Origin of the sequence: Planotetraspora thailandica (genome assembly GCF_016863335.1) — a bacterium.
Classification (GTDB): domain Bacteria; phylum Actinomycetota; class Actinomycetes; order Streptosporangiales; family Streptosporangiaceae; genus Planotetraspora; species Planotetraspora thailandica.
In genome coordinates, this window is the sequence record NZ_BOOR01000021.1 from 201,175 (window position 1) to 223,957 (window position 22,783).

The following is a 22,783-nucleotide window of genomic DNA, read 5'->3' on the forward strand; positions in this document are numbered from 1 at the left end:
GCAGATCCGTAAATGTCGGTGGTGTGGCCTACGGTCTTCCGCGTGAACCGTACCGACCGGCTCTATGCGATCGTCGAGGACTTACGCGCGATCGCACCCCGCTGCAGGTCCGCGCGGGCCCTCGCCCTCCGCTTCGAGGTGAGCGCGCGGACCATCGAGCGGGACATCGCCGCACTCCAACAGGCCGGCGTCCCCGTCTACGCCGAAGTGGGACGCAAAGGCGGCTATGCGCTCGAAAAGAGCATGTCGCTTCCTCCGCTCAACTTCACGCCGGCCGAAGCCGTGGCCGTCGCCATCGCGCTCAGCGACGCCGACCGGCAGCCTTTCGCCGACGACGCGCGCAGCGCGCTGCGCAAGCTGGTCGCCGCGATGCCCGGCCCCGAGGAGGACCGCGCGCGGCAGCTCGCCACCCGCGTGCAGATCATGACCTCGCGTGACGACGCCCCCCAGCCGGGGCCCATCGTGCGGGTCATCGAAGAGGCCGTGCTCAAGGGCGTCGTCGTCGAGATCACTTACGCCGACGTCGCCGGCACGACGACCATCCGCCAGGTCGAGCCCGGCATGTTCGTCGGCGGCAGCGGTGGCGCGTGGTATCTGACCGGCTGGTGCAGGCTCAGGAACGCCGTGCGCCTGTTCCGGCTCGATCGCATCGAGGACGCGGTTCTCACCGAGCAGCGGGCGCCGGTCCGCCCTCTGTCGGAGTTCGACAGGGACATGCCCGACGTCGTCGTCCGCCACCCGGTGCTGGACTGAGCCGCCGGGCCGAGGACCGCGCGGAAAATCGGGTAAAGCCCGGCCGGAAACACCGACAGGGGGTTGTCGCCGTACCCCGCGAAGCTTGATCCACACGGGGTCGGGCACCAAGTGCGCGATCCGAGGTGACACCAAGGAGAGCGAGCGATGGGCGATCCGGCCGTCAACACGGTGGCGTGGTTCGAGGTGGCGAGCGACGACCCGGCGGCCGTCGAGCGTTTCTACGGTGAGCTGTTCGGCTGGCGGTTTCAGGCCGACGGGGAGTCCGCCGACGGGGGCATGGACTACCGGCTCATCAGCTTCCCCGGTGACGACCGACCCCGTGGCGGCATTTCGGGCACCGGCGGTGAACGGCCGGGGCATGCGGTGTTCACCGTGCTGGTGGCCGACGTGGCCGCCACATGTGAAAAGGCCGAGGCCATGGGCGGCACGGTGGAGGGCAAGGTCGTGGGCAACGCCTACGGACCCGACTTCGCCTACGTCCGCGACGCCTCGGGGAACCTTTTCGGGATCTTCGCGGAGGCGGACGACTAGGCACCCTGCCTGGCCTGCCCGAGCGATCCCGGGCCGCCCGATCGCCCGCCGGGACCTCGCCGGTCCCGTGCTTCCCCTCCGGCGCTTCCCACCGGCGCCAGCCTCCGGGCCGAGAGGGCGATCGGGCGGCCCTTCCTCGTTCCTGGCCGCTGAGACCTCACGGGTGCTGCCGCAACAGAAACGGCTCCCGCCGCGGCGGGAGCCGTACTTGCTGAGCAGACCTTCGGAGGAGGTCAGACGCCCATCGACTGGGTGTCGTTGGTCTCCGGAGTCGAGGCGACCTCGGTCACCCCGTTCTTGAGGTGGTAGCGGGCGACGGCCTCGTGGAGGACCTCCTGCTTCACCTCGCCACGCTTGACCAGCTGGGTCAGCACGGCCAGGGTGATCGACGCCGCGTCCACGTGGAAGTGGCGGCGCAGCGCCGAACGGGTGTCGGACAGGCCGAACCCGTCGGTGCCGAGCGAGGCCCAGTCACCGGGCACCCACTGCGCGATCTGGTCGGGAACCGCGCGCATGTAGTCGCTGACGGCCACGAACGGCCCCGGCACGCCGGTCAGCTTGGTCGTCACGTACGGCACGCGCCGCTCCTCGTCGGGGTTGAGGAGGTTGTGCTCCTCGACCGCGAGGGCGTCGCGGCGCAGTTCCGACCACGACGTGGCCGACCAGACGGAGGCGGAGACGCCCCAGTCCTCGGCGAGCATGCGCTGGGCCTCCAGGGCCCACGGACCGGCGACGCCGGAGGCCAGGATGTTCGCCTTGGGGCCCTCGCCGGTCGCCGGCGCGTAGAGGTACAGGCCCTTGAGCACGCCCTCGACGTCGAGCCCGGCCGGCTCGGCCGGCTGCTGGTAGGGCTCGTTGTAGACCGTCAGGTAGTAGAAGACGTTCTCGGGGTCCTCGCCGTACATGCGGCGCAGGCCGTCCTTGACGATGTGGCCGATCTCGAACGCCCAGGCCGGGTCGTACGACACGGCGGCCGGGTTCGTCGAGGCGATGAGCGGCGTGTGGCCGTCCTCGTGCTGGAGGCCCTCGCCGTTCAGGGTGGTGCGGCCGGCCGTGGCGCCGAGCAGGAAGCCGCGGCCCATCTGGTCGCCGAGCTGCCACATCTGGTCGGCCGTGCGCTGGAACCCGAACATCGAATAGAAGATGTAGACGGGGATCATGTGCTCGCCGTGCGTGGCGTACGAGGTGCCCGCCGCGATGACCGACCCCATCGAGCCGGCCTCGCTGATGCCCTCGTGGAGGATCTGACCCTCGGTCGACTCCTTGTAGGACAGCAGCAGGTCGCGGTCGACCGCCTCGTAGGTCTGCCCGTGCGGGGAGTAGATCTTCGCGGTCGGGAACATCGCGTCCACGCCGAACGTGCGCGCCTCGTCGGGGATGACCGGCACGAACCGGTAACCGATCTCCTTGTCGCGCACGAGGTCTTTGAGGAGGCGGACGAACGCCATCGTGGTGGCGACGCTCTGCTTGCCCGAGCCCTTGGACAGCTGCTTGTAGACGTCGTCTCCGGGCAGCTTGAGCGCCTTGGCCCGTACGACGCGCCGGGGCAGGACACCGCCGAGGGCGGCGCGCCGCTCCCGCATGTAGGCGATCTCTTCGTTGTCCTCGCCGGGGTGGTAGTACGGCGGCAGGTCGCCTTCGAGGTCCTTGTCCGGGATGGGCAGATAGAGCCGGTCGCGGAACTCCTTGAGCTCGGCCTTGCTCATCTTCTTCATCTGGTGGGTGGCGTTGCGCGCCTCGAAGTCCTTGCCCAGGGTCCAGCCCTTGATGGTCTGGGCGAGGATGACGGTCGGCTGGCCGATGTGCTCGCGGGCCGCCTTGAAGGCCGCGTAGACCTTGCGGTAGTCGTGGCCGCCGCGGGAGAGCTTGCGGATCTCGTCGTCCGACATGTGCTCGACCATCTTGCGCAGCCGGGGGTCGCCACCGAAGAAGTTGTCCCGGATGTAGGCGCCCGACTCGACCGAGTAGGTCTGGAACTGGCCGTCAGGGGTGGTGTTCATCTGGTTGACCAGCACGCCGTCGACGTCCGCCGCGAGCAGCGGGTCCCAGTCGCGGCCCCAGACGACCTTGATGACGTTCCAGCCGGCGCCGCGGAAGTACGACTCCAGCTCTTGGATGATCTTGCCGTTGCCGCGCACCGGGCCGTCGAGCCGCTGCAGGTTGCAGTTGATGACGAAGGTGAGGTTGTCGAGCTCCTCGCGAGCGGCGACCCCGATCGGGCCGAGCGACTCGGGCTCGTCCATCTCGCCGTCGCCGAGGAAGCACCAGACATGGCTGCGGCTGGTGTCCTTGATCTTGCGGCTCAGCAGGTAGCGATTGAACCGCGCCTGGTAGATCGCGCCGAGGGGGCCGAGGCCCATGGACACCGTGGGGAACTCCCAGAAGTCCGGCATCAGGCGCGGGTGCGGGTAGGACGGCAGTCCCTGGAAGCCGTGGGACAGCTCCTGGCGGAACGCGTCGAGCTGGGGGGCCGTCAGCCGCCCCTCGAGGAAGGCGCGGGCATAGATGCCGGGCGCCGCGTGGCCCTGGATGAAGACCTGGTCGCCCGACTCGCCGTGGTCCTTGCCGCGGAAGAAGTGGTTGAAGCCGACCTCGTAGAGGGAGGCCGCTGACGCGTAGGTGGCGATGTGGCCGCCGACGTTGGTCCGCGCGTTGGCGCGGCTGACCATGACCGCGGCGTTCCACCGGATGTAGGCGCGGATCCGGCGCTCGACGTATTCGTCGCCCGGGAACCAGGGCTCGCGCTCCGGGGGGATGGTGTTGATGTAGTCCGTGCTACGCAGGCCAGGAACACCGACTTGGTGCTCTCGAGCACGCTCCAGCAGCCGGAGCATCAGATAGCGGGCACGTGTGCGGCCCTCGGTCTTGATGACGTTGTCGAGCGATTCGAGCCATTCCTGGGTCTCGCTCGGGTCGACATCAGGCAACTGGCTGGGTAGGCCGTCACTGATGATCGAGAAACGCTGGCGTCCGGAAGCCACTGGGTCTCGCCTTCCGAGAATGGACTGGGTCTTGTTGAACACTTGCCTGCTGGGGGTGCGTCCTGCTGGATCGCCGCTCCTCTGGTCACTTCCATCCTTGCTCTTCGGTCCGGAAAGCGCATCTCTACTCCCCGGTAACCAAAATGTCCCTGCTGGCAGCAGGGCACGGATGGCTTAGACCGCCGATGGTAGGACGATTTTTGCAAATCGCCCACTTCTCGGTTGCGCTGGGGGTGCGCGTCCGCGATGTCCGGTCTCCGGATGGCCGGCGTGACCGTTCCACGGGCACCGGGCCCCACGGGGTTCTTCCCCCAGGTGCTCTCCCTCTAAATGGGATCGTCCTCATCCATTACACGGAGATCGCCGGCAAGGGGAGAGCCCACGGTTGCGAGCTTAGGGAGATCATGCCGCGGGGTCGCGGGCGCCTCGCCGTGTGACGGGAGTGAGCGGCGGTGCGGGAGTGCCGGACGGACGACGCGCCCTAGGGCCTCATGATCATGTCGTGGCCTGCTCACAAGTGCGCTGTGTAACGTTTTGGTATGAGTTGTCCCTCCCTCTCTAGAGGGTGGGGTTTCTCCCCTTTCCAGCTGGCGATAGCCGTATCAGGCTCGGGAGAGGGAGGGGATCGAGATGCACGCAACCGTAGGCGACAGGCTCGTGGTGCACGGAGCCGTCGTGGGAGAGCACGACAAATGCGGTGAGATCATCGAAGTGCGCGGAGCGGGCGGCGAGCCGCCGTTCATGGTCCTCTTCGAGGACGGGCATCGCGCGCTGGTCTTCCCAGGCCCCGACGCGATCATCATTCAAGGTAAGGGGCGACCGTAGTATCTCGCTGTGAGATCGAGGGAGATCCAGGTGCGGACCGGCTCGCAGGAGCGCGTCCACGACATCACGGATGAATGCGTAGATTTCGCCCGCGAGTGTGGAGGAGACGGGCTGCTGCACGTGTTCGTGCCCCATGCCACGGCTGGAATAGCGATCATCGAGCTGAGGTCGGGCAGCGATGAGGATCTGCTGGCCGCGCTCGGCGACCTGCTCCCCGCCGACGACCGGTGGCGGCACGCGCACGGCTCCCGGGGACACGGTCGATCTCATGTGATGCCGGCCTTCATCCCGCCCTATGCGTCGGTCCCGGTTCTCGGCGGCAGGCTCGCTCTGGGCGCGTGGCAGTCGGTCGCCTTGGTAGATCTCAACGTGGACAACCCAAACAGGCGTGTTCATTTGTCGTTTTTGTCCAATTAACAGATAACGGTGCGGGTCACCGGCCGTGGCGACCGTTGACGACGATGGGTCACAGCGTGTGGACTGTGCCGAAGCATGGCTCTCCGGAGCCGGACAACCGCATACAAGAGCGGGGTCACCCAAGCAGGAGGGATGAACGTGAGCGCGACCGCGGGTCAGGCGCAGGACGAGCGCGGCCTGGCCGAAAGACTCGGCCTCAAGGCCGGTCAGGTGGTGCAGGAAGTCGGCTGGGATGAGGACAGCGACGAGGCACTGCGCCAGTCCATCGAGGAGCTGACCGGCAACGAGATGGTCGATGAGGACTACGAGGACGTCGTCGACGTCGTGCTTCTGTGGTGGCGTGACGACGACGGCGATCTGTTCGACGCCCTCAGCGACGCGATGACCGCACTCGCCGACGGTGGCCAGATCTGGCTGCTGACCCCGAAGGCGGGTCGTGAAGGCCACGTCGAACCCAGCGACATCGGCGAGGACGCGACGACCGCGGGACTGTCCCAGACGAGCAGCGTGAGCGCCGCCAGGGACTGGTCGGGCACCCGCCTCGTCGCTCCGAAGGCTCGCCGCTGAGCGATCCTGCCGTACGGCTCGGCCGCGCCGTACGGCAGGCGCATGTGGCACCACGCCGGGAGGACGGTTTCATGGCGGTGGAAGTCGGCGACAAGGCTCCGGACTTCGAGCTCGTCGATCAGCACGGCACTCCTGTCAGGCTTTCCAGCCTTCGGGGCAGGAGAATCGTGCTCCTCTTCTATCCGCTCGCCTTCAGCCGGATCTGTGGGGGAGAGCTGACCGCCATACGGGACGAGTTCGCCGCTCCTGACGACGTGCGTGTGCTGACGGTCTCGGTCGACTCGATGTTCAGTCATCGGGTCTGGGCCGACCAGGAGGGGTACACCTTTTCTCTGCTGTCGGACTTCTGGCCACACGGGGCTGTGGCCAGGGCCTACGGCGTCTTCGACGAGGAAAAGGGTGTCGCTCTTCGTGGGACTTTCATCATCGACGCCGAGGGCGTCGTCCGCTGGAAGATCGTCAACGAGATCGGCTCCGCGCGGGACGCGGGCGCGTATCAGAAGGCACTCGACGACATCTGACTGAGCATTTAGACCTTGTATTTAGGGATTTGTCCCGATTTCCTAGGCTGTATCGGTGCTTCGTTGGACTGTCGTAGGGAGGCGAACATGCCCTGCTACCGGTGTGGGGCCCGCCAGGTCGATCCTGTCCGTGGCGCGAGCCCCTGGAAGCGGGGCGTCCGCGGCGAGACGCAGGTGCTGATCTGCCCGGACTGCCAGCGCGCGCGTGACCTGGACCTCGACGCATGCCTCGCCTGTGGCTCCACGGCGCTTGTCCGCCGCCTCGGCGAGGTCGAGTGCCGCGCCTGTCATTCCGTACGGCCGGCCCGCTCAGCGGATGCGCAGACCTCGACGCGCGGCGGCTCCGGCGGGCAGGATGATGGCGCGCTCTCGGCCGAGGTGGAGGCCGCGCTCGGGCGGGTATTGGGACGGTCATGAGAGAAGATCTTCCGGGGTACGTCGTCGCGCTCGACGTGGGCGGCACGGCCATGAAAGGCGGCCTGGTCACCCGCGACGGGCGCGTCACCGCCCTCGAAGGCCGCCCCACGGGGCGGGAGAACGGCCCAGACGCCGTTGTGGCCGCCGTCCGCGCCTACACCGGTGAACTCGCCGATCTCGGCACATCCCGGTTCGGGACCCCTCCCGCCGGCGTCGGCCTGGCCGTACCGGGGTTCGTGACGGATACGACGGCCGTCTACTCCGCCAACATCGGCTGGCGTGACGTCCCCGTGTCGGCGTTCGTGCCCGACGGCATCCCGGCGATGCTCGGCCACGACGTGCGGACCGGGGGGCTTGCGGAGAGCGTGCTCGGGGCGGGCCGCGACGCCGACGACTTCCTGTTCCTCCCCATCGGCACCGGCATCGCCGGCGCGGTGGTCGTCAACGGCGAGCCGTACGGCGGGGCACGTGGCTGGGGCGGCGAGATCGGGCACGCGCCCGTGTGGCCGTCGGGGGAGAAGTGCGCGTGCGGTCAGATCGGCTGCCTGGAGACCTACGCCTCCGCTTCGGCCGTGGCGCGGCGCTTCGAGACCCGGACGGGTCGCACGGCCACCGCGAAGGACGTCGTGTCGCTGGCCCAGGCCGGAGATCAGGACGCCCGTGAGGTGTTCGGCGACGCCGTCGAGGCGCTGTCGATCTCGCTCGCGTCCTATGTGCTGCTGCTCGACCCGTCGTTGATCGTTCTGGGCGGTGGGCTGGCCGAGGCGGGACCCGTGTTGTTCGGCCCGGTGGAAGAGGGCCTGGCCGCGCGGTTGGCGTTCCGGGAGCCTCCGCCGCTGCGCCGGGCGGCGCTCGGGATGCGCGCGGGAATGCTCGGCGCGGCGCTTCTCGGCTGGCGAGCGACGGGCGAGCCGGATGCGGGGCGTGGCTGGTCGCTCGATGTGCTTCGAGGCGGCGCTGTGTCGTAAGGTGTAGTCCCGTCCGGGCGGTTAGCTCAGCGGTAGAGCACTCGCCTTACAAGCGAGGGGTCACTGGTTCGAACCCAGTACCGCCCACCAGGCAAAACGCGCCTTTTCTGATCTTGTTTCCCGGGCTGAGTGACTATCGGGAGAAGAGGTCATCCATCGTCTCGGCACCCTGCATGAGCACCGGACGGATCTGCTTGCGGTAGACGGTCTTGCCCCCGCGACTCGCACACCCGCGTGACCAGCACATTCAGCGAGTGCATCACTCCGGTGTGACGTGTACGTCTGCAGAGTGAACCCGGGGTCGGTACGTCCGAGCAATTCAGCGACAGCCTCGATGGAGACCCCGTCCTCCATGAGCACCGAGGCAAAGTGATGCCGCAGCATGTGGAAGCCGTTCTCTCGCGTCATCTGGATTCCCACCTTGGCTAGGGCTGTCTTCCAGGCGAAGCGGTTGAACTCGTGCCGGACGATCACCGTTTGCCGGCGCGTGGTGAAGACCAACTGGGCCGTGTGTTGCTGCGCTTCCGGCGTTTTCCAAGGCAACCTGATCTCTACTGGCGGAAACGCGGCGATGTGAGCCGAGAGCCTTAGCGCGACAGTTTCCGGCAACGGCACCTCGCGGATCTTGCCGCCCTTTGGAGGCGCGAAGACGAGCTCGCGTGCCGGCGGCCGCGTCAGATCCGTTGGCCGCCACCAGCCGGCACTTGGGCGGCGTCACCGGCCGGGCAGGCGCTGCGACGTCCGGGTTCAGCCAGTCCAGCAGCCGGTTCTCAGCGATATCGGTCAAGTTGTCGGCCATGCCAGATCCCTTTCATCTGCGTGGTCCCGGCGCGGCGGCTTTACCTTCACCGCCCGACAAATCGGACATTCTCAACTCATGGTCATCTTGAAATAGAAAAGCGGCCACATATGGGCGAGTCGGAACATTCGGCACAAAGGGCGGGGTATCGCTGATAAGGCAACCAGCTACGTCAAGAAAGGTCAGCGATGCGATACATCACGCGCATGGGCACCATTGCCCTATCAGCGGCGTTCCTGTCGATTGCCGCACAGTCCGCCGCGTCTGCCGACGTCAACCCGCACGCGGAGAATGCGATGAACAGGGCCGCCCAGTTCGCCCCTAACGAGGAGAGGAACTTCGACCGGCAGCGAAACACGAGCGAGAGAGGCCACCTCATATCGTGGGTGGTGAACACGACCGACCGCCCAATCAAGTTCAACGGTCTCATCGGGGACGCCGTCCTCCGGAACGGTGGCGGCGCGCCGAGCGCGTTCAACGCGACACCCATTCAGGCCGCTCCATTTACGCCGCCGCGCGTCCCTACCCTCAGGGGGATCCCTTTCCTCCCCAGGTAAGGGGCAGGTCTGCCGCGATGAGGTCGGCCCTCGCTACGGCGGGGGCTTGACTATGCGCCGCTCGCCGGCGTCTTGGACCACGCGCTCTCGATGGTCGCACGTATACGGTCCGCGCTGGAAGGCATGAGGTGCGTGTACGTCCGCAGGGATCGTGCTGCAGAGCGGGTCTCCAGCGCCCTGGGCTCCAGCTGACAGGGCGTGGTTGAGGAAGCGGATGTGGGTGGTGTTGCTCGAAAGCCAAGATGGTCGCGTCGGCGCTTGGGCATGGGCGTGTTAGCCGTTGTCGTGCTGGCTGCAGCTGTCATTTGGACGATCAGCACCATCAGAGGGCGGGAGGTGCGTTCTTCCACTGTCACTTCGCGTACTGCTGTCGTCGGTACCTGGAAGGTGCAGGAGGAGGCTGGGCGGATCGAGTTCGGAGCCGACGGCCGGTTCTCAGCGATTCGCAGTTCACATGTGCCTGCGGAGCTGTAGCCGATCAGTCGATCCGGTCGCTCAGGCCAGCACCTTCGGGTCGTCACCCGGGAAGCTCCTGGGCATGCCCGGTACGTCGATGGTGCGCCGGTACACGCAGGCCAGGAATTCCACGGCGCCGACCGGGAACTCCGACCAGTCGCCGTTGGCTCCGCGGACGACCACCGGCCAGGCGTCCGGGTCGGGGAAGCTTATCTTCCAGTAGAAGACGTCCCCCTCATTGGACTCCGCCCAGCACAACAGGCCACCCGGCTCCGGGTAGGGAACGTAGCCCTCGGTGTCGCCCATCTCGTACAGATCCTGGAGGATCTCGGATGAGTACCGGCGCCCGGACGCCCATGACGCCTCGGCCCCTGGCCGCGGAACGGACACGAAGAGGAAATCGTCGACAACCAGCGGCGGGTACGCCTCCGCCAGGGAACGGTAGTCGGAGGGCAGCGCCGTACCCAGGTCCGCTTCAAGGGCCGCCCAGTCCACGCTACGGCGCGCCAGCGCACGCCACTGCGTCATCGACGGAAGCGTGGCCTCCAGCTCTTCGACTCTCAGCATGGTGTCTGCCAATCCATGATGTTCAATCACCTCGCGTACCCGACCGAGGTTAGGGTCTCGGACCCGACTGCGCGCACCCCGATAGCGGTGCCGAAGTCGCTTCCCGCCATGATTGCGCCAGTCCACGAAAGGCGCGGGAGGGGAACAGCATGTGGGTTATGCACACAGGAACCGACACCGTGCGAGCTCCGAGCCGCGACACTATGTTCAGAGCTATCCAGGCTGCTACCAGCCACGGCCAAGGAGAGATCTGGCTGGAGCATCGCGACGGCCCCGCGCTGGGCATCGTGCTCGGCCAGACGCGCGCCATGGTCCTGCGCCTGGAGGAAGCAGGCGACGCCGGCTACCACGCCGTGGATCTCACCGCTGCGCCGATTCCGTCGGATACCTACACCCTGAGCAACGGCCAGGTCGATGAGTACGACGACCGCGACACGGTCAATGCGCATCACGTTCTATCGATCGTCGACCATTTCCTCGCCACAGGCGAGCGCTGGACCGGCGTGGTCTGGCACAACGACGGAGAAGATCCGTGAGTCACGAACCTTCAGATCGATGGCACTTGGATGGGTGTTGAAGTGACTTAACGAACTGAGACTGGCGAGGAGTTGACTGAGTGACTATCCGAGTGACAATCGCCATGGACGGGCCTGGACGCCACTAGACGGTAGTGGACTGTCTGACCAGGTCAGGGCGGGGTGCGTGCTGATCCCGCCCCTTCCTGTGTTGACTTACAAGCGAGGGGTCACTGGTTCGAACCCAGTACCGCCCACCTGCGAAAAGAGCCCCGTCTCCCGTCTGGGAAAACGGGGCTCGTGTCATTAGCGTGCCATTAGCCAGCGCGGATGATCTCGGTCAGACACCACTCGCCTCGGGCGGAAGCACTTCTGGGATCTTGCCGTTTTCCGCATTGGCGATCGTGCGGTTGGCCTCGGTGTGCTGTGCTGATAGATCAACGCCGTGCTGCTCGTACCTCTCCCGACACGGTGCAGGTGGCGAGGGCGCGATCACCTGGGGAGACGCGCGTTTGTTGGCAAGCCGAATCGCCTGCTCAAGTCCTCTGATTGGCTGGGCCGCGCTGAGTACCTGTACATACACTGACGCCATGAGCGCGCAACCACACGAGTTCACCCCCGAAGGCCCCCTGCCGGAGAAGAACCTGTGCGCCATCCGCCGAGCGCTGGTCGTGCCGCAGGACCGAGATGGGTTCGACGCAGGTTTGGACGTCGTCTTGGCTGAGGTCCGCGCCAGTTTGGACCTCGGCCGGCTGAACGAGTTCATCCACACCTGGTGGCTGGTCGCGTGCGATTCGATCAAGGATCCGCAGGGCCGCAGAGATCTTTACGAGCGGGCTGCTCGTGTCCAGGATCTGAGCGATGCCGGCCAGTCGATCCCGCGAGGCGACAAGACGTGGCGCCAACTACTCGCTGATCGCGGGGTCGAGCGGTAGGTGTACTCGATCGTTGAGCCCGATCCTGTTGCCCAAGAACAGATTGCGGCCCTCCCCGAGGATGCCCTGCGGTTCTGATCGAGTTGGAGCCGTGGGCCGGCGGACCGCAAGCGCCGAGTAAGCCCGATGGCAGCATGCGGGTCATGCCGTTCGGAGAACGTGGGCTCGTGACCTATCTGGTGCTGGAGCCTCAACGCGAGGTGTACATCGTCCGCGTGCAGTGGATCTAGCCTGATCTTGATACTGAGGCTGGGCTGGGTCACCGCCGCGTCGACGACATGTACTGAGTGTCACTGGCGACACTGACGCACTCCAACTGCATACGTCAGGCATGTCCCGGGCCAGGACAACACCTTGTCTGCTGAATTGTGCTTATAAAGATCAAGGCGGCGTCACGGCGCGCCGCCGCACAGCGGCCCGTCGCCCGCTCGCCGGCCGGGCATGCGGCGTGGGCGCCGGTCCCGGCCGACGGCAGCTCGGGCCATAGCCGCATCGCATGCGCACGCCACCCAGTGGGACGAAACCGACGCCCGCGCCGAGGGCGGGGACGGGTGAGATGTGGTCGGTCAGTGCGCCGTCACCGAGGACCATGTCCACCTGTTCCGACTCGTCCAGCAGAAGGCGCCAAGCCGCAAGATCGCGTCGCGCTTACGTCAGATGTCTTGCCTTCCGGACGAGCATCCAGGGCAGTTGGCCGAACGGCTTGTAGGAGCTGAGCACGACGGTCACGATCAGCACGCCGCACGCACCCCCGGAGTCCTTGACCAGCGCGAACGGGTCAGCGAGAGCTCGACCGGCGAGCGCCGTGGCGGCAGCGTCTTCGAGGGTGGGCACAAGGACGAACAGGGCCAGGAGGGTGCCGCCGGCGGTGAGCAGGAACTTGAGGAGCACCCACCAGTGGCGCAGCACCCCCCACGGAGTGAGCAGGCCCAGCGCAAGGCCGGTGGTGAGTGAGAGCAGCGCCAGGGGGATGATGAGCGCCAGGCCCAGCAGGTGCGCCGCCGGATAGATGATCACAGGGTCGGCTCCCTGCCACCCGGCGATGACGAGAGCGAGGATGGCGGAGTCGGCGCCCAGCAGCCCCACCGAACTGATCACATGCAAGGTGCGCAGGGCCTTGCGCCACGGCGGGGACAGCAGAGTCCCGGGCCGCCCGCGGAGCTGCCGCGCTCCGACCGTCCCGCGCGCGTCAGGCGGCCTCGACCTGCCGTGGGATGCCTGCGCGCCTTGTCCCCTGTCCACTGGAACTCCCTCTGAGTTGATTGCCAGATTCGCTGGGCCACACCCGGCCAACCGAACCGTCAGCCGGGCGTGCCGTGGGGGGAGGTGACGGTTCAGTTGCCGTTCCAGAAGGCGCAGTCATGCTCGGTGGCGAGGTCCACCGGCCGGATGCCGTCCGGCCCGGAAGCGAGCGAGAGCGTGGCGCCGCCACCGGAGCGATAGGCCGGCCAACGCGGCAGCCCGGGACCGTTGGGGTCGCCGGTCGCGGCGAAGCGCGTCCAGTAGGCGATCACGCCGCGTGACAGCTCCTGCTTCGCAGGGGTGGTGGGCGGCGCGCCTAGGCCGTCCAGGAGGTAGGGCACGTCGGTGCCATGCGCGGCGCCGAGCGGGAGGCCGACGATCTGCTGTCCAGAGTCTTCGGCGAACTCGAATTCGTATACCGGCATATGGCGGGCCGCCGCCTCGGCGGCCGGAAGCTGGGAGCAGGCGCCGAGCTTACGGCCCCAGTCGCTCAGGACGGTGGCCAGCGCCAGGCTGGGCGTGGCGAAGCGGCCGAGCGGATAGCGATCGAGCACGGCTCTGGCGTCGTCGCCCATGAGGTCGACGAGGATCTGCGGGTACTGCTGCGCCGTTACGGGCAGACCCTGTGCGTCGAACTGCACGGCGACGAAGGGACGCATTTCATCATGGGTGCCGCCCTGGATCAGCGGCACCCGCGCGGTGCGCGCGCGGCGCAGCGCGTCAAGCGGCTGCAGCGGAAGCACGGGCGTGCCCGTGGTGAAGATCCAGGGCATGTCGCCGATGCGGGCGGTCGCGGTGAAGACCCGGTCGGAGCCAATGGGCAGCAGATCCATCACGGGCTTTGCCCGCAGGCAGGCCAGCACCTGCGTCGTACACCCGAGGTCGGAGGCGATCTTCGTGGCCCGTGCCCGGGCCTCCTTGAGGGTGACGAAATCGTTGCCGCAGGGACCGCTCTGCACGATCGCCTTCTGGAACAGCCCTCGTGAGCCCGGCGCTTCGAGATGGGCGCACACGCTGAAGCCGCCGGCCGACTCGCCGAAGATCGTGACGTTGGCGGGGTCACCGCCGAAGGCCGCGATGTTGCTCTTCACCCAGCGCAGCGCGGCCTGCTGGTCCGCAAGCGCGTAGTTGCCCGCGTACGGGTCGCGCAGGTCGGGATGGGCCAGATAGCCCAGAGCTCCCAGCCGGTAGTTGAGGGTCACCGTGATGACCTTCCCCTGCGTGGTCAGTCGGATCGGGTCGTAGTCGCTGCCCGCGCCCTGCACGAACCCTCCGCCGTGGATCCAGACCATGACGGGAAGCGGCCCGGAGGAGCGCGCAGCGGGCGTGGTGACGTTGAGGAAGAGGCAGTTCTCGTTACCGACCACCTTGGGTGGCTGGCCGGGGGTGCTGCCGTCGAGTTGGGGACAGGGGCTGCCGGGTTTGGTGGCGTCGCGCACCCCCGTCCACACCGGAGCGCGGCCCGGGGGTTGCCAGCGCCGCGCGCCGGTCGGCGGCGCAGCGTAGGGGATGCCGGAGAAGGTCCGGACGTCTGAGGTGACGACACCCCCCAGGATGCCCTCGGTGGTATGCACGGTGGCCCTTTGGGGATCACCCGACGCCTGCGCATGCGTTGTCCCTGGCAGCAAGGCTACGGCGGCGGCCAAGATCAGCAATGGGAACCTTATTCGCATGGAGACAGCGTTTCGATCCTCCCGCTGTTTCGCGTCGTCTCACTGATGTCCCCGCGACTACACCCCCCGTCGTACGAGTCGGCCGGAGCGAACCGACCCACTTCATCGTCGCGCCATTAGCGTGCCATTAGCCATGGTGACTAGAGGCCACCACGGTCGCTCATGACAGGTTGCAGTTTGCGTTGCAGTGCAGGGGGATCCAGAGCCGTTCAGGATGGATCGCGCATACGCGCTGACCTGCATTGAACCGTCCGGAACAGTGCAAGATCGATCTTTTAATCCGCGGGGTTCGTAGGTTGATCTTCGGGTGGGCTCCCCGCGGGCAGGTCACTTCAGCCAGGAGCCAGGTGCCTCGACGATGAGATCCTCAGGCCGTGGAAGCGGGGAGGGTTCGTCCTCAACGGAGTAGACCTCAAGACACGAGAGATGGCCATCTTCGACGAATAGCAGGACGCCATCGCTGCGCCCATGGACATCGGCGGAGATCAGCACGCCGTTCTGCACCGGTGAAGCGAGTGCGCGAGGTCCTTTTCCCGCGCGTAGATCCACGGTCGCGCATCCACATCCGCATTGTCCGCTGACGACTGCCGAAGGAACCTGAGCCCGAAGTGCGTCCGCGCCGGGGAAACCTTGCGCAAGGAGTGCCAGGATGACGGCTTGTTCCTCGGCTGACAGATGGCGCTCGCTACTCGACACGTCAGCAAGGTAGCGCATCAGGGATGCGGGATATAGGCGGGATGATCTTGTTTGTCTGCCTTGCGTCGATGGCTCGACGACCAGGTGACGGCACATGTGATCAGCGGTAAGAACGACCCACTTCTAATCCGATGGCCCTCTGGGCAAGCTGAACCGCTGCCGTCTTGCGGCGGTGAATCGAGGCAGACGGACGATCAGCGGGGGAGGAATGCACCGTCGCGGATCGCGTCTTGAATACCGTGCCATTGCCGTGCCATTCGACGGCAAGCCGCGACTCCAGATAGTGATCCGAAGCGCTGGTGAGGTGGGCGAAGAGCATGATCACCGTGCCATTAGCGTGCCGTTAGGTCGCGTCAAGCTGGTCAGTGGGGGAGGGGCCGGCTAGGTAGACCCGCAGGTCAGCGCCCCGTAAGTAGCGCTCTTGGCTCCGCCACGGGGCCAGCAACCCGTCCAGCAGGGGCACGGGAGACCGCCCGTCTCCCATGACTGCGCGCTTGCGAAGCGAGTTCTCCCACCGCTTTTGGAGGCAGTCGACGATCCGGCGGATCATCTCCTCCGAGGTGTGCGAGTACGTGCCCAATGATGCCCGGGAACTCGTGCCCGAGCCGCTCTTCCGACGCCACCTCGGGGATGTCGTCTTCCACCAGCCACGTCTTGTGCCCGTGCCTGAGGCCGTGCGGTACTAGCTCACGCAGGATCGGCAGCCACGAGGCGACGTGGTGCGTCTCGATGTCGTAGCGCCAGAAGCCGCGGCGGCGGGTCGGGGTGAAACTCCTCGCCGGGGACGGCCGCGGGCCATGACCGCATGGCGCGGCCAGGATCGGTACGGATTTTGGCGGTAGGGCTGAAGGAGCGGCCTTTTCCTCCCTGCTCACCGGCCGCGTCCAGCTCAGTGGTCGGCTGCATGACTCGCTCCTTCGATGACAAGTTGCGTAGAGACAGGCCGTCCCGCGGCCGGAACTCATCGGGGAATTGTCGGAGCGTGCGGTTAACGTAGCGGGCAGTCTGACGACCTGGGGGTACGCGCGATGGCGACATTCGCCCTGATTCACGGTGGCGGCGGCTCCGCCTGGGACTGGCACCTGCTGGCGGCCGAGTTGCGCGGCCGAGGGCATGACGTGGTGGCCGTGGACCTGCCGATCGAGGACGAGTCCGCCGGGCTGCTCGACTATGCCGACGCCGTGGCCGAGGCCGTCGGCGACCGCCGCGACCTGGTCGTGGTGGCGCACTCGTGGGGCGGCTTCGTCGGCCCGCTCGTCTGCGCCCGGGTGCCGGCCGAGCTGCTGGTGTTGGTGTCGGCCATGATTCCGGCGCCGGGCGAGCCGCCGTCCGACTGGTGGGCCAACACGGGTTTCGAGGGCAAAGACATGAGCGATCCCGTCGCGCTGTTCCTGCACGACGTGCCCAGGGAGCTGGCGGAGGAGCTTCTGTCGAAGAGTCGGGACCACGCGGACAAGGCCTTCGCGGAGCCGTGGCCGCTGGACGCCTGGCCGGAGGTGCCGACCCGGTTCCTGCTATGCCGTGACGACCCGTTCTTCACGCCGGGCTTCATGCGCGGAGTCGTGCGCGACCGGCTGGGCATCACGCCCGACGAGATCGACGGCGGGCACGCGCCCATGCTGGCCCGGCCCGGTGAGCTGGCCGACCGGCTGGAGGGGTACTTGGCGGGCAGGTCGTAGACGCGGCGCACGCTGCTGCCCAGCCGCTCACGTTCGCCCCGTACACGTGCAGCGACGCCCCTACCTCCGAGCTGGTGTTGTGCACCGTGTGGATGTCCCCGGGCGGCGCGAACTCCGGGGTTGAGGAACCTGGGGACAGCCATTGGCACTATCCGCCAGCAACCAGGCCTGGCCGGACAGATCTCACATTCTGTCGGATGTACCTAACCAGGGGCCGATGCGCTGAGCTGTGGAAACGGCACTCCTTCAGCCCTACCGTCACAATCCTCCCCGGAGGCCGGCCCTGCGTGTGGGGTGGCCCCGGGGTCAGCCGGACGTGCGTGGGCGGATCGCGTCGCGCAGGAGGAGTGTGGTGATCACGCTGCTCACCCCGGTCAGGGCGATCGCGAGGCCGGCCGTGAGGAATTCCGCGAACACGCCGAAGACTAGGGGGCCGATCCCCTGGATGGTCATGGTGGTGGTGTTGAGCAGCGCGAAACCCTGTCCCTGGAGGTCGGACGGGACCGCCTCCAGGAAGCGTCGCTGCAGGCCGAGCAGATAGGCGGATCCCACGCCGGTGATCACGTACACCGCGGCGATCGCCGGATGTGGCAGGTCCAGAATGAGCGCGATCGGGGGCGTGCCCATGACCAGCAGCAACGGCAGGACGAGTTGTTCTCGGGTGGCAGGCGCGAACGCTCGCCCAACCACGACGTCGCCGATGAGCATGCCGACTGACGTGGCTGCCAATAGGAGGCCGGTCTCCGTTGGGCTGAACGCACGCTGCGCGGAATACGGGATGAGCAGGCTTCCTGCTGCGGCCAAGTACGCGGCGGGCAGGCACTGGACCATGATCAGCTTGATGACCCCGGGGGCGGCGATGAGCGCGGCGTTACCTTGCAAGGTCTTACGCACGATCGACCCGCCCGCGCGGACCACCTCGGTGCGCGACAGGAACAGGCGGCTGATCACCGACGCGAGCAGGTGCGCCCCTGCGGTGACCAGCATCGTCCGCTCCACGCCCAGCCACGCGATCAGCGCCCCACCAGCAGCCATGCCCACCAACTGCGCCGCAACCGCGACGAGGTAGTTCAGTGAACGCCCAAGCACGTAAGTATCGCCGGTGAGGACCTCCGCCAGGACTCGGCCCGCAGCCCCGGTGATGACCGGTGTCAGGCAGGCCACGGCCGCGACGAGGAGCAGGCTGACCGCGACCGGGAGGTGTCCGAACGCGAGCAGCAGCCCGACCGCGCACTGGAGTGCGTAGCCCGTGGTGATGAGGGTCCGCGGCGAGAACCGGTCCGCCATCGCGGCAAGAAACAGGCCGCCTGCGGCTTGGGGGAGGAAGCCGATCGTGAACGCCACCGCCGTCAACAACGGAGAGTTGGTCTGGCTGAACACCAGCACCGCCAGCGCGACCGACCGCAGCGTGTCCGACATAACGCCAAGCAGCCGACCTGCGAATAGGGCGCGGAACTGTGTGACCGCGAAGACCTGGCCATAGGTGGCCTTCGTCGTGAACGTATCGGTCATGGACTGGGATGCTCCCGAAACTTTCTTGGGCCGAACCGCGTCTACCGGTTGATCGCGGTGATATGGGTTGGCAGGGCCCGCCACACCTCAGGTGTGTACAAGATGGCGTCCGCGATGTCGCGGCGAGGGTGTTTCTCAGGCCGGGCGCCGCGGTCCGGCGCGGGTAACAGCGGCTCGATCAGCGCCCACTGGGCATCGGTCAGGTCGGAGGGATAGCGGCGATCCGCGACACCACGCCATGATCACCCGACAGAAGCCCGGCACGACGACCAAGTGCCCAGATCGTTACTCGCCCTTCTCAAATACTCACTAAGGACTGTCCCGTGAAGGTGCGCAGGCGCAGGGAGACGTCAAGCCGGGCTTGCGCCTCCGTCGTCGGCCTGCTGCCGCTTCGCGGTTGGGCCGACGGCATACGGGGTGGACAAGACCTAGTCGTGCGACAGGTGATCGTCCTCGGGGCTTTCTGTGCGAATGACAGTGGACGAGGCTAGCGCCGCCTCAACTCGCAGACCAGCACCAATTACGGCAAGTACCACGCTGGCCAACTTCGGCGGAGCTGTCGTCGAAGATCCCGAGTTCGGATAGTTACGCTAAATCCGCAAGCTGGGGGAGGAAGCGATCTGTATGGGTGACGGGCTCGGGTTCGGACGGTCTGAGCAGGAGGACCCGCTCGGAGCCGAATGGGAGGGGCACCGGCCCGCGGTTTTCGGTGTGGCCTACCGGCTGCTGGGGAGTGTGGCCGATGCCGAGGATGTGACCCAGGACGTGTGGCTGCGGGCGGCCGGAGCGGATCTGCAGGACATCGGTGATCTGCGGGCCTGGCTGGTGACGGTGGCCGCGCGACGGTCGTACGACATTCTCAAGAGTGCCCGTTTCCGCTGGGAGACCTATGTCGGACCGTGGCTGCCGGAGCCGCTGCTGACAGGGCCGGACGCGTCGCAGCCGGTACTCGTCGACGAGTCCGTCGGTTCGGCGATGCTGCTGATCATGGAAGAGCTGAGCCCGCCGGAGCGGGTGGCCTTCGTCCTGCACGATGTCTTCGGTCTTGAGTTCGGCCGGATCGCCGAAGTGCTGGACGTCTCCGTGCCGGGTGCCCGGCAGCTCGCCTCGCGGGCACGACGGCGGGTCACCAAAGCGAAGCAGTCCACGCCGCAGGCGTCGAAGGCGGAGCGTGAACGTGTCCTGATGGCCTTCCGCGCCGCCTACGAGGCCGGGGACCTGGCCGGCCTGGTCAGGCTCCTGCACCCGGACGCCGTCTACGTCACCGATGGCGGCGGCAAGGTCTCCGCGGCACGCAAGGTCATCCACGGCGGTGAGCGCGTCGCCGAGGTCATGGTGCGTGTGGGGCGCCAGTGGCACCCGGACCGCATCGACTTCGCCGAGGTCGGCGGCGAGCTCGCCCTCGTGTTCCACCGGGAAGGCCGGGTCTACTCCGTCGACACGGTCCAGATCGCAGACGGTCTGATCACCGCGTACCGCAGGGTCATCAATCCGGACAAACTCGTGCACATCTGAGCTGTCACACCCGGAGGGGCTACCTCGTCTCCCTGATGAGAACGCAAAACGGGCGACGAAGGAATACGCGAGAGCAGGTGAGATCGAACATGCAGAACGGCATAGATCCACCTGCAGCCGCTATGAGCCCTGCGCGCGAGCGGGCTGTGCGCTCGGGTCGCCCCTCCGTAGTAAGGACCTTGTATGCAAGCCATCACTGTGCGAGACCGTAACGCGGGTCTTGCCGGGATGTCCCTGACGGACATGCCCTACCCCCATGCGGCCGAGAACGACGTCATCGTGCGGGTGCACGCCGCCGGCTTCACCCCTGGCGAGCTGGACTGGCCCGCCACGTGGACCGATCGCGCCGGCCGCGACCGGACGCCGAGCGTGCCCGGGCACGAGCTGTCCGGTGTCGTCGTAGAGCTGGGGTACGGCACCACCGGCCTGAGCGTCGGACAGCGGGTGTTCGGCCTGGCCGACTGGACCCGTAACGGCACGCTCGCCGAGTACACCGCGGTGGAGGCCCGCAACCTCGCCCCGCTGCCGGCGGACATCGACCACACTGTGGCCGCCGCGCTGCCGATCTCCGGGCTGACCGCCTGGCAGGGCCTGTTCGACCACGGCCGCCTCACCACAGGCCAGACCGTTCTGATCCATGGTGCCGCGGGCGGCGTCGGCTCGATCGCGGTACAGCTCGCCCGCGAGGTCGGCGCCCGCGTCATCGGCACCGGCCGGGCCTCCAACCGGGACAAGGCACTCGCACTCGGCGTCCACACCTTCATCGACCTGCAGACCGACAAGCTCGAGGACGCCGGCGAGGTCGACGTCGTGCTCGACGTGATCGGCGGCGACACCCTCGACCGCTCCGCCGCCCTGGTCCGGGCCGGCGGCACGCTCGTCACCATCGTCATGCCGCCCAAGGTCCAGCCCAAGGACGGGCGGGCGGTCTTCTTCGTCGTCGAACCCGACCGCGCCCGGCTCACCGATCTCGCCACGCGAGTGAGGGAAGGTCGGCTCAGGCCGGTCGTCGGTGCTGTGCGGCCGCTCGCCGAGGCACCCGCCGCGTTCGCCCCCGGCAAGCGCACCCGCGGCAAGACGATCATCCGGGTCGCGGAAGACTGAATCAGGAGACCCATCGTGATCGGAATGCGGATCGCCGCCGGCCTCCTGGCTGTCGCCACGCTGACTGCGGCCACGGCCTGCTCGACCTCCAACCAGCCCGCCCATGCCGAGGGGGTGACCGCGGCTCCGGCATCGACGCGCCCCGCCGAAACCCTCAAACCGCTGCTCCAGCAGGCCCTTCCGAATGTGAAGGGCAAGTCGTTCACCTCGGCGGTCGTCGAACTTCCGCCCAACGCACGCGCGATGCCGCACCGGCACGGCCAGGCGTTCGTCTACGCCTACGTCCTGGACGGCACCGTGCGCAGCCAGCTCGACGACAAGCCTGTGACCACCTACCACCAGGGCGAGAACTGGGTTGAGCAGCCGGGCGCCCACCACGTCCTCACCGAGAACACCAGCCGGACCAAGCCAGCCAAGCTTCTGGTCGTCTTCGTCTCCGACACCGGAGACAAGCTCAAGGTCGACGACCCGAGGTCATAGCCCGGGGCACGCAGCGGGCGGCAACACTCTGCACGAACTCTGCCCCTGCCAGAACTTGGTCGCCAGCCTTACGAAGCATGACGGTGGGTCTTTCGGCGCACCCACGAAGCCGAGACGATCGACTTCGACCGAGACGGCGTGCCCGAGCGTACAAGACCACTCAGGTGCTCGGGTCACGCCGCCGAAAGGCGAACGGGCGGAGCCGGCAGGAGCGTGACGGCGGATAGAGTCGCCGGACGGCTGCTCGCGGAAGCGCCGGCAGAGTCGGCAGGAGACCGGATGAAGGATCATGACGGGGCGCGGCGGGGCGCGGACGACGGCGTGATGTATCGCCGGGTGGCCGCGGATCTGCGCGATGCCATAGCGGACGGGGCGTACGGCTCGGGCGGCAAGCTCCCCGCCGAGGCGGCCCTCGCCAAGCACTACGGCGTCTCCAGGGGCACTATCCGGCAAGCCCTGGCACTGCTGCGCTCGAACGGCCTGGTCACTTCCCGGCGCGGCACCCGGCGCGTGGTGCTCGGCACCGCGCCGGTGCAGAGTTTCTCCGAACTGCTCAGCTTCACCAACTGGGCGCGGTCGATAGGCGAAGAACCCGGCGCCGTCCTGGATTCCATGGTGGTCCGCCCCGCGGACGACCAGGAGCGCGAGAGGTTACGCCTGGAACCGGACGCCGACGTGTACGCGGCGCTGCGCGTGCGCACTCTGTCGGGCCGCCCGGTGATGATCGAGCGGACCTTGTACCCGGTCTGGGTCGGCGAACTCGTGGCCAAGCTGCCCGTGACCGAGGTGTCCTACACCGAGCCGCTGCTGGAGCACGGCATCGTGTTCGCCGACGCCGACCACACCATCGACCTGGCCTACGCGGACGCCGACGACGCCCGGCTGCTGGGCTGCGCCGACGGTGCCGCGCTACTGCGCGAACGCCGTCATACGACCGATCCGACGGGGCGGCCTCTGGAGTGGTCCGAGGACCGCTATTTGCCGGGCACCGTCGCCTTCACGGTGCACAACTCCATCGCCGCCTCCGCTCTCTCACGCCTGCACCGCGCCGGCCCGGCCCGGTGACACGC

The 22,783-nt window shown here is 67.4% G+C and carries 23 protein-coding genes, 1 tRNA gene and 1 pseudogene; 17 read left to right on the forward strand and 8 right to left on the reverse strand.

All coding sequences use genetic code 11. The features are described 5' to 3' along the window. Positions 1 to 42: 42 nt before the first annotated feature. Positions 43 to 753, forward strand: coding sequence for a helix-turn-helix transcriptional regulator (locus Pth03_RS16195; protein WP_203945081.1), 711 nt, complete (start codon positions 43 to 45; stop codon positions 751 to 753). Between the two features lie 147 nt (positions 754 to 900). Beyond that, a complete protein-coding gene (locus Pth03_RS16200) occupies positions 901 to 1,287 on the forward strand; it encodes a VOC family protein (protein WP_203945082.1) in 387 nt (128 codons plus the stop codon). Positions 1,288 to 1,520: 233 nt separating this feature from the next. Here Pth03_RS16200 and aceE read toward each other — a convergent pair whose 3' ends face one another. Continuing rightward, positions 1,521 to 4,268 carry a pyruvate dehydrogenase (acetyl-transferring), homodimeric type gene (aceE, locus tag Pth03_RS16205; protein ID WP_373318546.1) on the reverse strand — a complete coding sequence of 916 codons (2,748 nt, stop codon included), beginning with the start codon at positions 4,266 to 4,268 and terminating at the stop codon, positions 1,521 to 1,523. 630 nt (positions 4,269 to 4,898) lie between these two features. Between aceE and Pth03_RS16210 the strand changes: the two genes are divergently transcribed. The 7 genes from Pth03_RS16210 to Pth03_RS16240 all read left to right on the forward strand — a co-directional run bounded on the left by Pth03_RS16210 (position 4,899) and on the right by Pth03_RS16240 (position 8,073). Then, positions 4,899 to 5,093, forward strand: coding sequence for a DUF1918 domain-containing protein (locus Pth03_RS16210; RefSeq protein WP_203945083.1), 195 nt, complete (start codon positions 4,899 to 4,901; stop codon positions 5,091 to 5,093). A 9-nt stretch (positions 5,094 to 5,102) separates the two neighbouring features. Then, on the forward strand, positions 5,103 to 5,510 hold the full coding sequence (locus tag Pth03_RS16215) for a YjbQ family protein (protein ID WP_203945084.1): 408 nt from the start codon (positions 5,103 to 5,105) through the stop codon (positions 5,508 to 5,510). Between the two features lie 138 nt (positions 5,511 to 5,648). Further along, on the forward strand, positions 5,649 to 6,077 hold the full coding sequence (locus Pth03_RS16220) for a DUF3052 domain-containing protein (protein WP_203945085.1): 429 nt from the start codon (positions 5,649 to 5,651) through the stop codon (positions 6,075 to 6,077). Positions 6,078 to 6,148: 71 nt separating this feature from the next. Continuing rightward, a complete protein-coding gene (locus Pth03_RS16225) occupies positions 6,149 to 6,598 on the forward strand; it encodes a peroxiredoxin (protein WP_203945086.1) in 450 nt (149 codons plus the stop codon). Positions 6,599 to 6,685: 87 nt separating this feature from the next. Next, on the forward strand, positions 6,686 to 7,015 hold the full coding sequence (locus Pth03_RS16230) for a hypothetical protein (RefSeq protein ID WP_203945087.1): 330 nt from the start codon (positions 6,686 to 6,688) through the stop codon (positions 7,013 to 7,015). Beyond that, the gene (locus tag Pth03_RS16235) at positions 7,012 to 7,983 is read left to right on the forward strand and encodes an ROK family protein (RefSeq protein ID WP_203945088.1); all 972 of its coding nucleotides are present in this window, start codon (positions 7,012 to 7,014) and stop codon (positions 7,981 to 7,983) included. Before Pth03_RS16230 ends, Pth03_RS16235 begins: the two co-directional genes overlap by 4 nt. A 15-nt stretch (positions 7,984 to 7,998) precedes the next feature. Beyond that, a tRNA-Val gene (locus Pth03_RS16240) sits at positions 7,999 to 8,073 on the forward strand. Here the strand turns inward: Pth03_RS16240 and Pth03_RS42515 are convergent. Continuing rightward, positions 8,044 to 8,661, reverse strand: coding sequence for a tyrosine-type recombinase/integrase (locus Pth03_RS42515; protein WP_373318547.1), 618 nt, complete (start codon positions 8,659 to 8,661; stop codon positions 8,044 to 8,046). The genes Pth03_RS16240 and Pth03_RS42515 overlap by 30 nt on opposite strands. Before the next feature lie 327 nt (positions 8,662 to 8,988). Here Pth03_RS42515 and Pth03_RS16250 point away from each other — a divergent pair, with 327 nt between their 5' ends. Next, on the forward strand, positions 8,989 to 9,339 hold the full coding sequence (locus tag Pth03_RS16250) for a hypothetical protein (RefSeq protein ID WP_203945090.1): 351 nt from the start codon (positions 8,989 to 8,991) through the stop codon (positions 9,337 to 9,339). Between the two features lie 495 nt (positions 9,340 to 9,834). Here Pth03_RS16250 and Pth03_RS16255 read toward each other — a convergent pair whose 3' ends face one another. Next, positions 9,835 to 10,362, reverse strand: coding sequence for an SMI1/KNR4 family protein (locus Pth03_RS16255; protein WP_203945091.1), 528 nt, complete (start codon positions 10,360 to 10,362; stop codon positions 9,835 to 9,837). Between the two features lie 158 nt (positions 10,363 to 10,520). Between Pth03_RS16255 and Pth03_RS16260 the strand changes: the two genes are divergently transcribed. Further along, positions 10,521 to 10,898, forward strand: a complete 378-nt coding sequence (locus tag Pth03_RS16260; RefSeq protein WP_203945092.1) for a hypothetical protein — start codon at positions 10,521 to 10,523, stop codon at positions 10,896 to 10,898. 569 nt (positions 10,899 to 11,467) lie between these two features. Further along, complete coding sequence (locus Pth03_RS16265) at positions 11,468 to 11,812, forward strand: DUF6247 family protein (protein ID WP_203945093.1); 345 nt, start codon at positions 11,468 to 11,470, stop codon at positions 11,810 to 11,812. A 648-nt stretch (positions 11,813 to 12,460) separates the two neighbouring features. Here the strand turns inward: Pth03_RS16265 and Pth03_RS16270 are convergent. The 3 genes from Pth03_RS16270 to Pth03_RS16280 all read right to left on the reverse strand — a co-directional run bounded on the left by Pth03_RS16270 (position 12,461) and on the right by Pth03_RS16280 (position 15,748). After that, the gene (locus tag Pth03_RS16270) at positions 12,461 to 13,054 is read right to left on the reverse strand and encodes a hypothetical protein (RefSeq protein ID WP_203945094.1); all 594 of its coding nucleotides are present in this window, start codon (positions 13,052 to 13,054) and stop codon (positions 12,461 to 12,463) included. Between the two features lie 92 nt (positions 13,055 to 13,146). Next, entirely contained in the window at positions 13,147 to 14,628 is a 1,482-nt protein-coding gene (locus tag Pth03_RS16275; protein ID WP_203945095.1) for a carboxylesterase/lipase family protein, read from the reverse strand. 895 nt (positions 14,629 to 15,523) lie between these two features. Continuing rightward, positions 15,524 to 15,748, reverse strand: coding sequence for a hypothetical protein (locus Pth03_RS16280; RefSeq protein ID WP_203945096.1), 225 nt, complete (start codon positions 15,746 to 15,748; stop codon positions 15,524 to 15,526). Positions 15,749 to 16,451: 703 nt separating this feature from the next. Here Pth03_RS16280 and Pth03_RS16285 point away from each other — a divergent pair. Beyond that, positions 16,452 to 17,102 (forward strand): alpha/beta fold hydrolase, encoded by a 651-nt coding sequence (locus Pth03_RS16285; RefSeq protein ID WP_203945097.1) that lies wholly within the window; start codon positions 16,452 to 16,454, stop codon positions 17,100 to 17,102. A gap of 306 nt (positions 17,103 to 17,408) precedes the next feature. Here Pth03_RS16285 and Pth03_RS16290 read toward each other — a convergent pair whose 3' ends face one another. Beyond that, the gene (locus tag Pth03_RS16290) at positions 17,409 to 18,614 is read right to left on the reverse strand and encodes an MFS transporter (RefSeq protein ID WP_203945098.1); all 1,206 of its coding nucleotides are present in this window, start codon (positions 18,612 to 18,614) and stop codon (positions 17,409 to 17,411) included. Between the two features lie 68 nt (positions 18,615 to 18,682). Then, a pseudogene (locus Pth03_RS16295) lies at positions 18,683 to 18,817 on the reverse strand (transposase); the annotation flags it as partial. A gap of 421 nt (positions 18,818 to 19,238) precedes the next feature. Between Pth03_RS16295 and sigJ the strand changes: the two are divergent. From sigJ to Pth03_RS16315, 4 genes are all read left to right on the forward strand, one after another. Then, complete coding sequence (gene sigJ / locus Pth03_RS16300; RefSeq protein ID WP_203945099.1) at positions 19,239 to 20,129, forward strand: RNA polymerase sigma factor SigJ; 891 nt, start codon at positions 19,239 to 19,241, stop codon at positions 20,127 to 20,129. A gap of 243 nt (positions 20,130 to 20,372) precedes the next feature. Further along, a complete protein-coding gene (locus tag Pth03_RS16305) occupies positions 20,373 to 21,233 on the forward strand; it encodes an NADP-dependent oxidoreductase (protein ID WP_239119083.1) in 861 nt (286 codons plus the stop codon). Between the two features lie 24 nt (positions 21,234 to 21,257). Beyond that, on the forward strand, positions 21,258 to 21,713 hold the full coding sequence (locus Pth03_RS16310) for a cupin domain-containing protein (RefSeq protein WP_239119089.1): 456 nt from the start codon (positions 21,258 to 21,260) through the stop codon (positions 21,711 to 21,713). A 279-nt stretch (positions 21,714 to 21,992) separates the two neighbouring features. Further along, positions 21,993 to 22,778, forward strand: coding sequence for a GntR family transcriptional regulator (locus Pth03_RS16315; RefSeq protein ID WP_239119084.1), 786 nt, complete (start codon positions 21,993 to 21,995; stop codon positions 22,776 to 22,778). The last annotated feature ends 5 nt before the right edge of the window (positions 22,779 to 22,783 follow it).

Coding starts and splice junctions, on each gene's coding strand:
- Pth03_RS16200 (WP_203945082.1), top strand. CDS start 901: ATGGGCGATCCGGCCGTCAACACGGTGGCGTGGTTCGAGGTGGCGAGC.
- Pth03_RS16250 (WP_203945090.1), top strand. CDS start 8,989: ATGGGCACCATTGCCCTATCAGCGGCGTTCCTGTCGATTGCCGCACAG.
- Pth03_RS16285 (WP_203945097.1), top strand. CDS start 16,452: ATGGCGACATTCGCCCTGATTCACGGTGGCGGCGGCTCCGCCTGGGAC.
- Pth03_RS16305 (WP_239119083.1), top strand. CDS start 20,373: ATGCCCTACCCCCATGCGGCCGAGAACGACGTCATCGTGCGGGTGCAC.
- Pth03_RS16225 (WP_203945086.1), top strand. CDS start 6,149: ATGGCGGTGGAAGTCGGCGACAAGGCTCCGGACTTCGAGCTCGTCGAT.
- Pth03_RS16255 (WP_203945091.1), bottom strand. CDS start 10,362: ATGCTGAGAGTCGAAGAGCTGGAGGCCACGCTTCCGTCGATGACGCAG.
- sigJ (WP_203945099.1), top strand. CDS start 19,239: ATGGGTGACGGGCTCGGGTTCGGACGGTCTGAGCAGGAGGACCCGCTC.
- Pth03_RS16290 (WP_203945098.1), bottom strand. CDS start 18,614: ATGACCGATACGTTCACGACGAAGGCCACCTATGGCCAGGTCTTCGCG.
- Pth03_RS16310 (WP_239119089.1), top strand. CDS start 21,258: ATGCGGATCGCCGCCGGCCTCCTGGCTGTCGCCACGCTGACTGCGGCC.
- Pth03_RS16210 (WP_203945083.1), top strand. CDS start 4,899: ATGCACGCAACCGTAGGCGACAGGCTCGTGGTGCACGGAGCCGTCGTG.
- Pth03_RS16260 (WP_203945092.1), top strand. CDS start 10,521: ATGCACACAGGAACCGACACCGTGCGAGCTCCGAGCCGCGACACTATG.
- Pth03_RS16315 (WP_239119084.1), top strand. CDS start 21,993: ATGAAGGATCATGACGGGGCGCGGCGGGGCGCGGACGACGGCGTGATG.
- Pth03_RS16265 (WP_203945093.1), top strand. CDS start 11,468: ATGAGCGCGCAACCACACGAGTTCACCCCCGAAGGCCCCCTGCCGGAG.
- Pth03_RS16235 (WP_203945088.1), top strand. CDS start 7,012: ATGAGAGAAGATCTTCCGGGGTACGTCGTCGCGCTCGACGTGGGCGGC.
- Pth03_RS16230 (WP_203945087.1), top strand. CDS start 6,686: ATGCCCTGCTACCGGTGTGGGGCCCGCCAGGTCGATCCTGTCCGTGGC.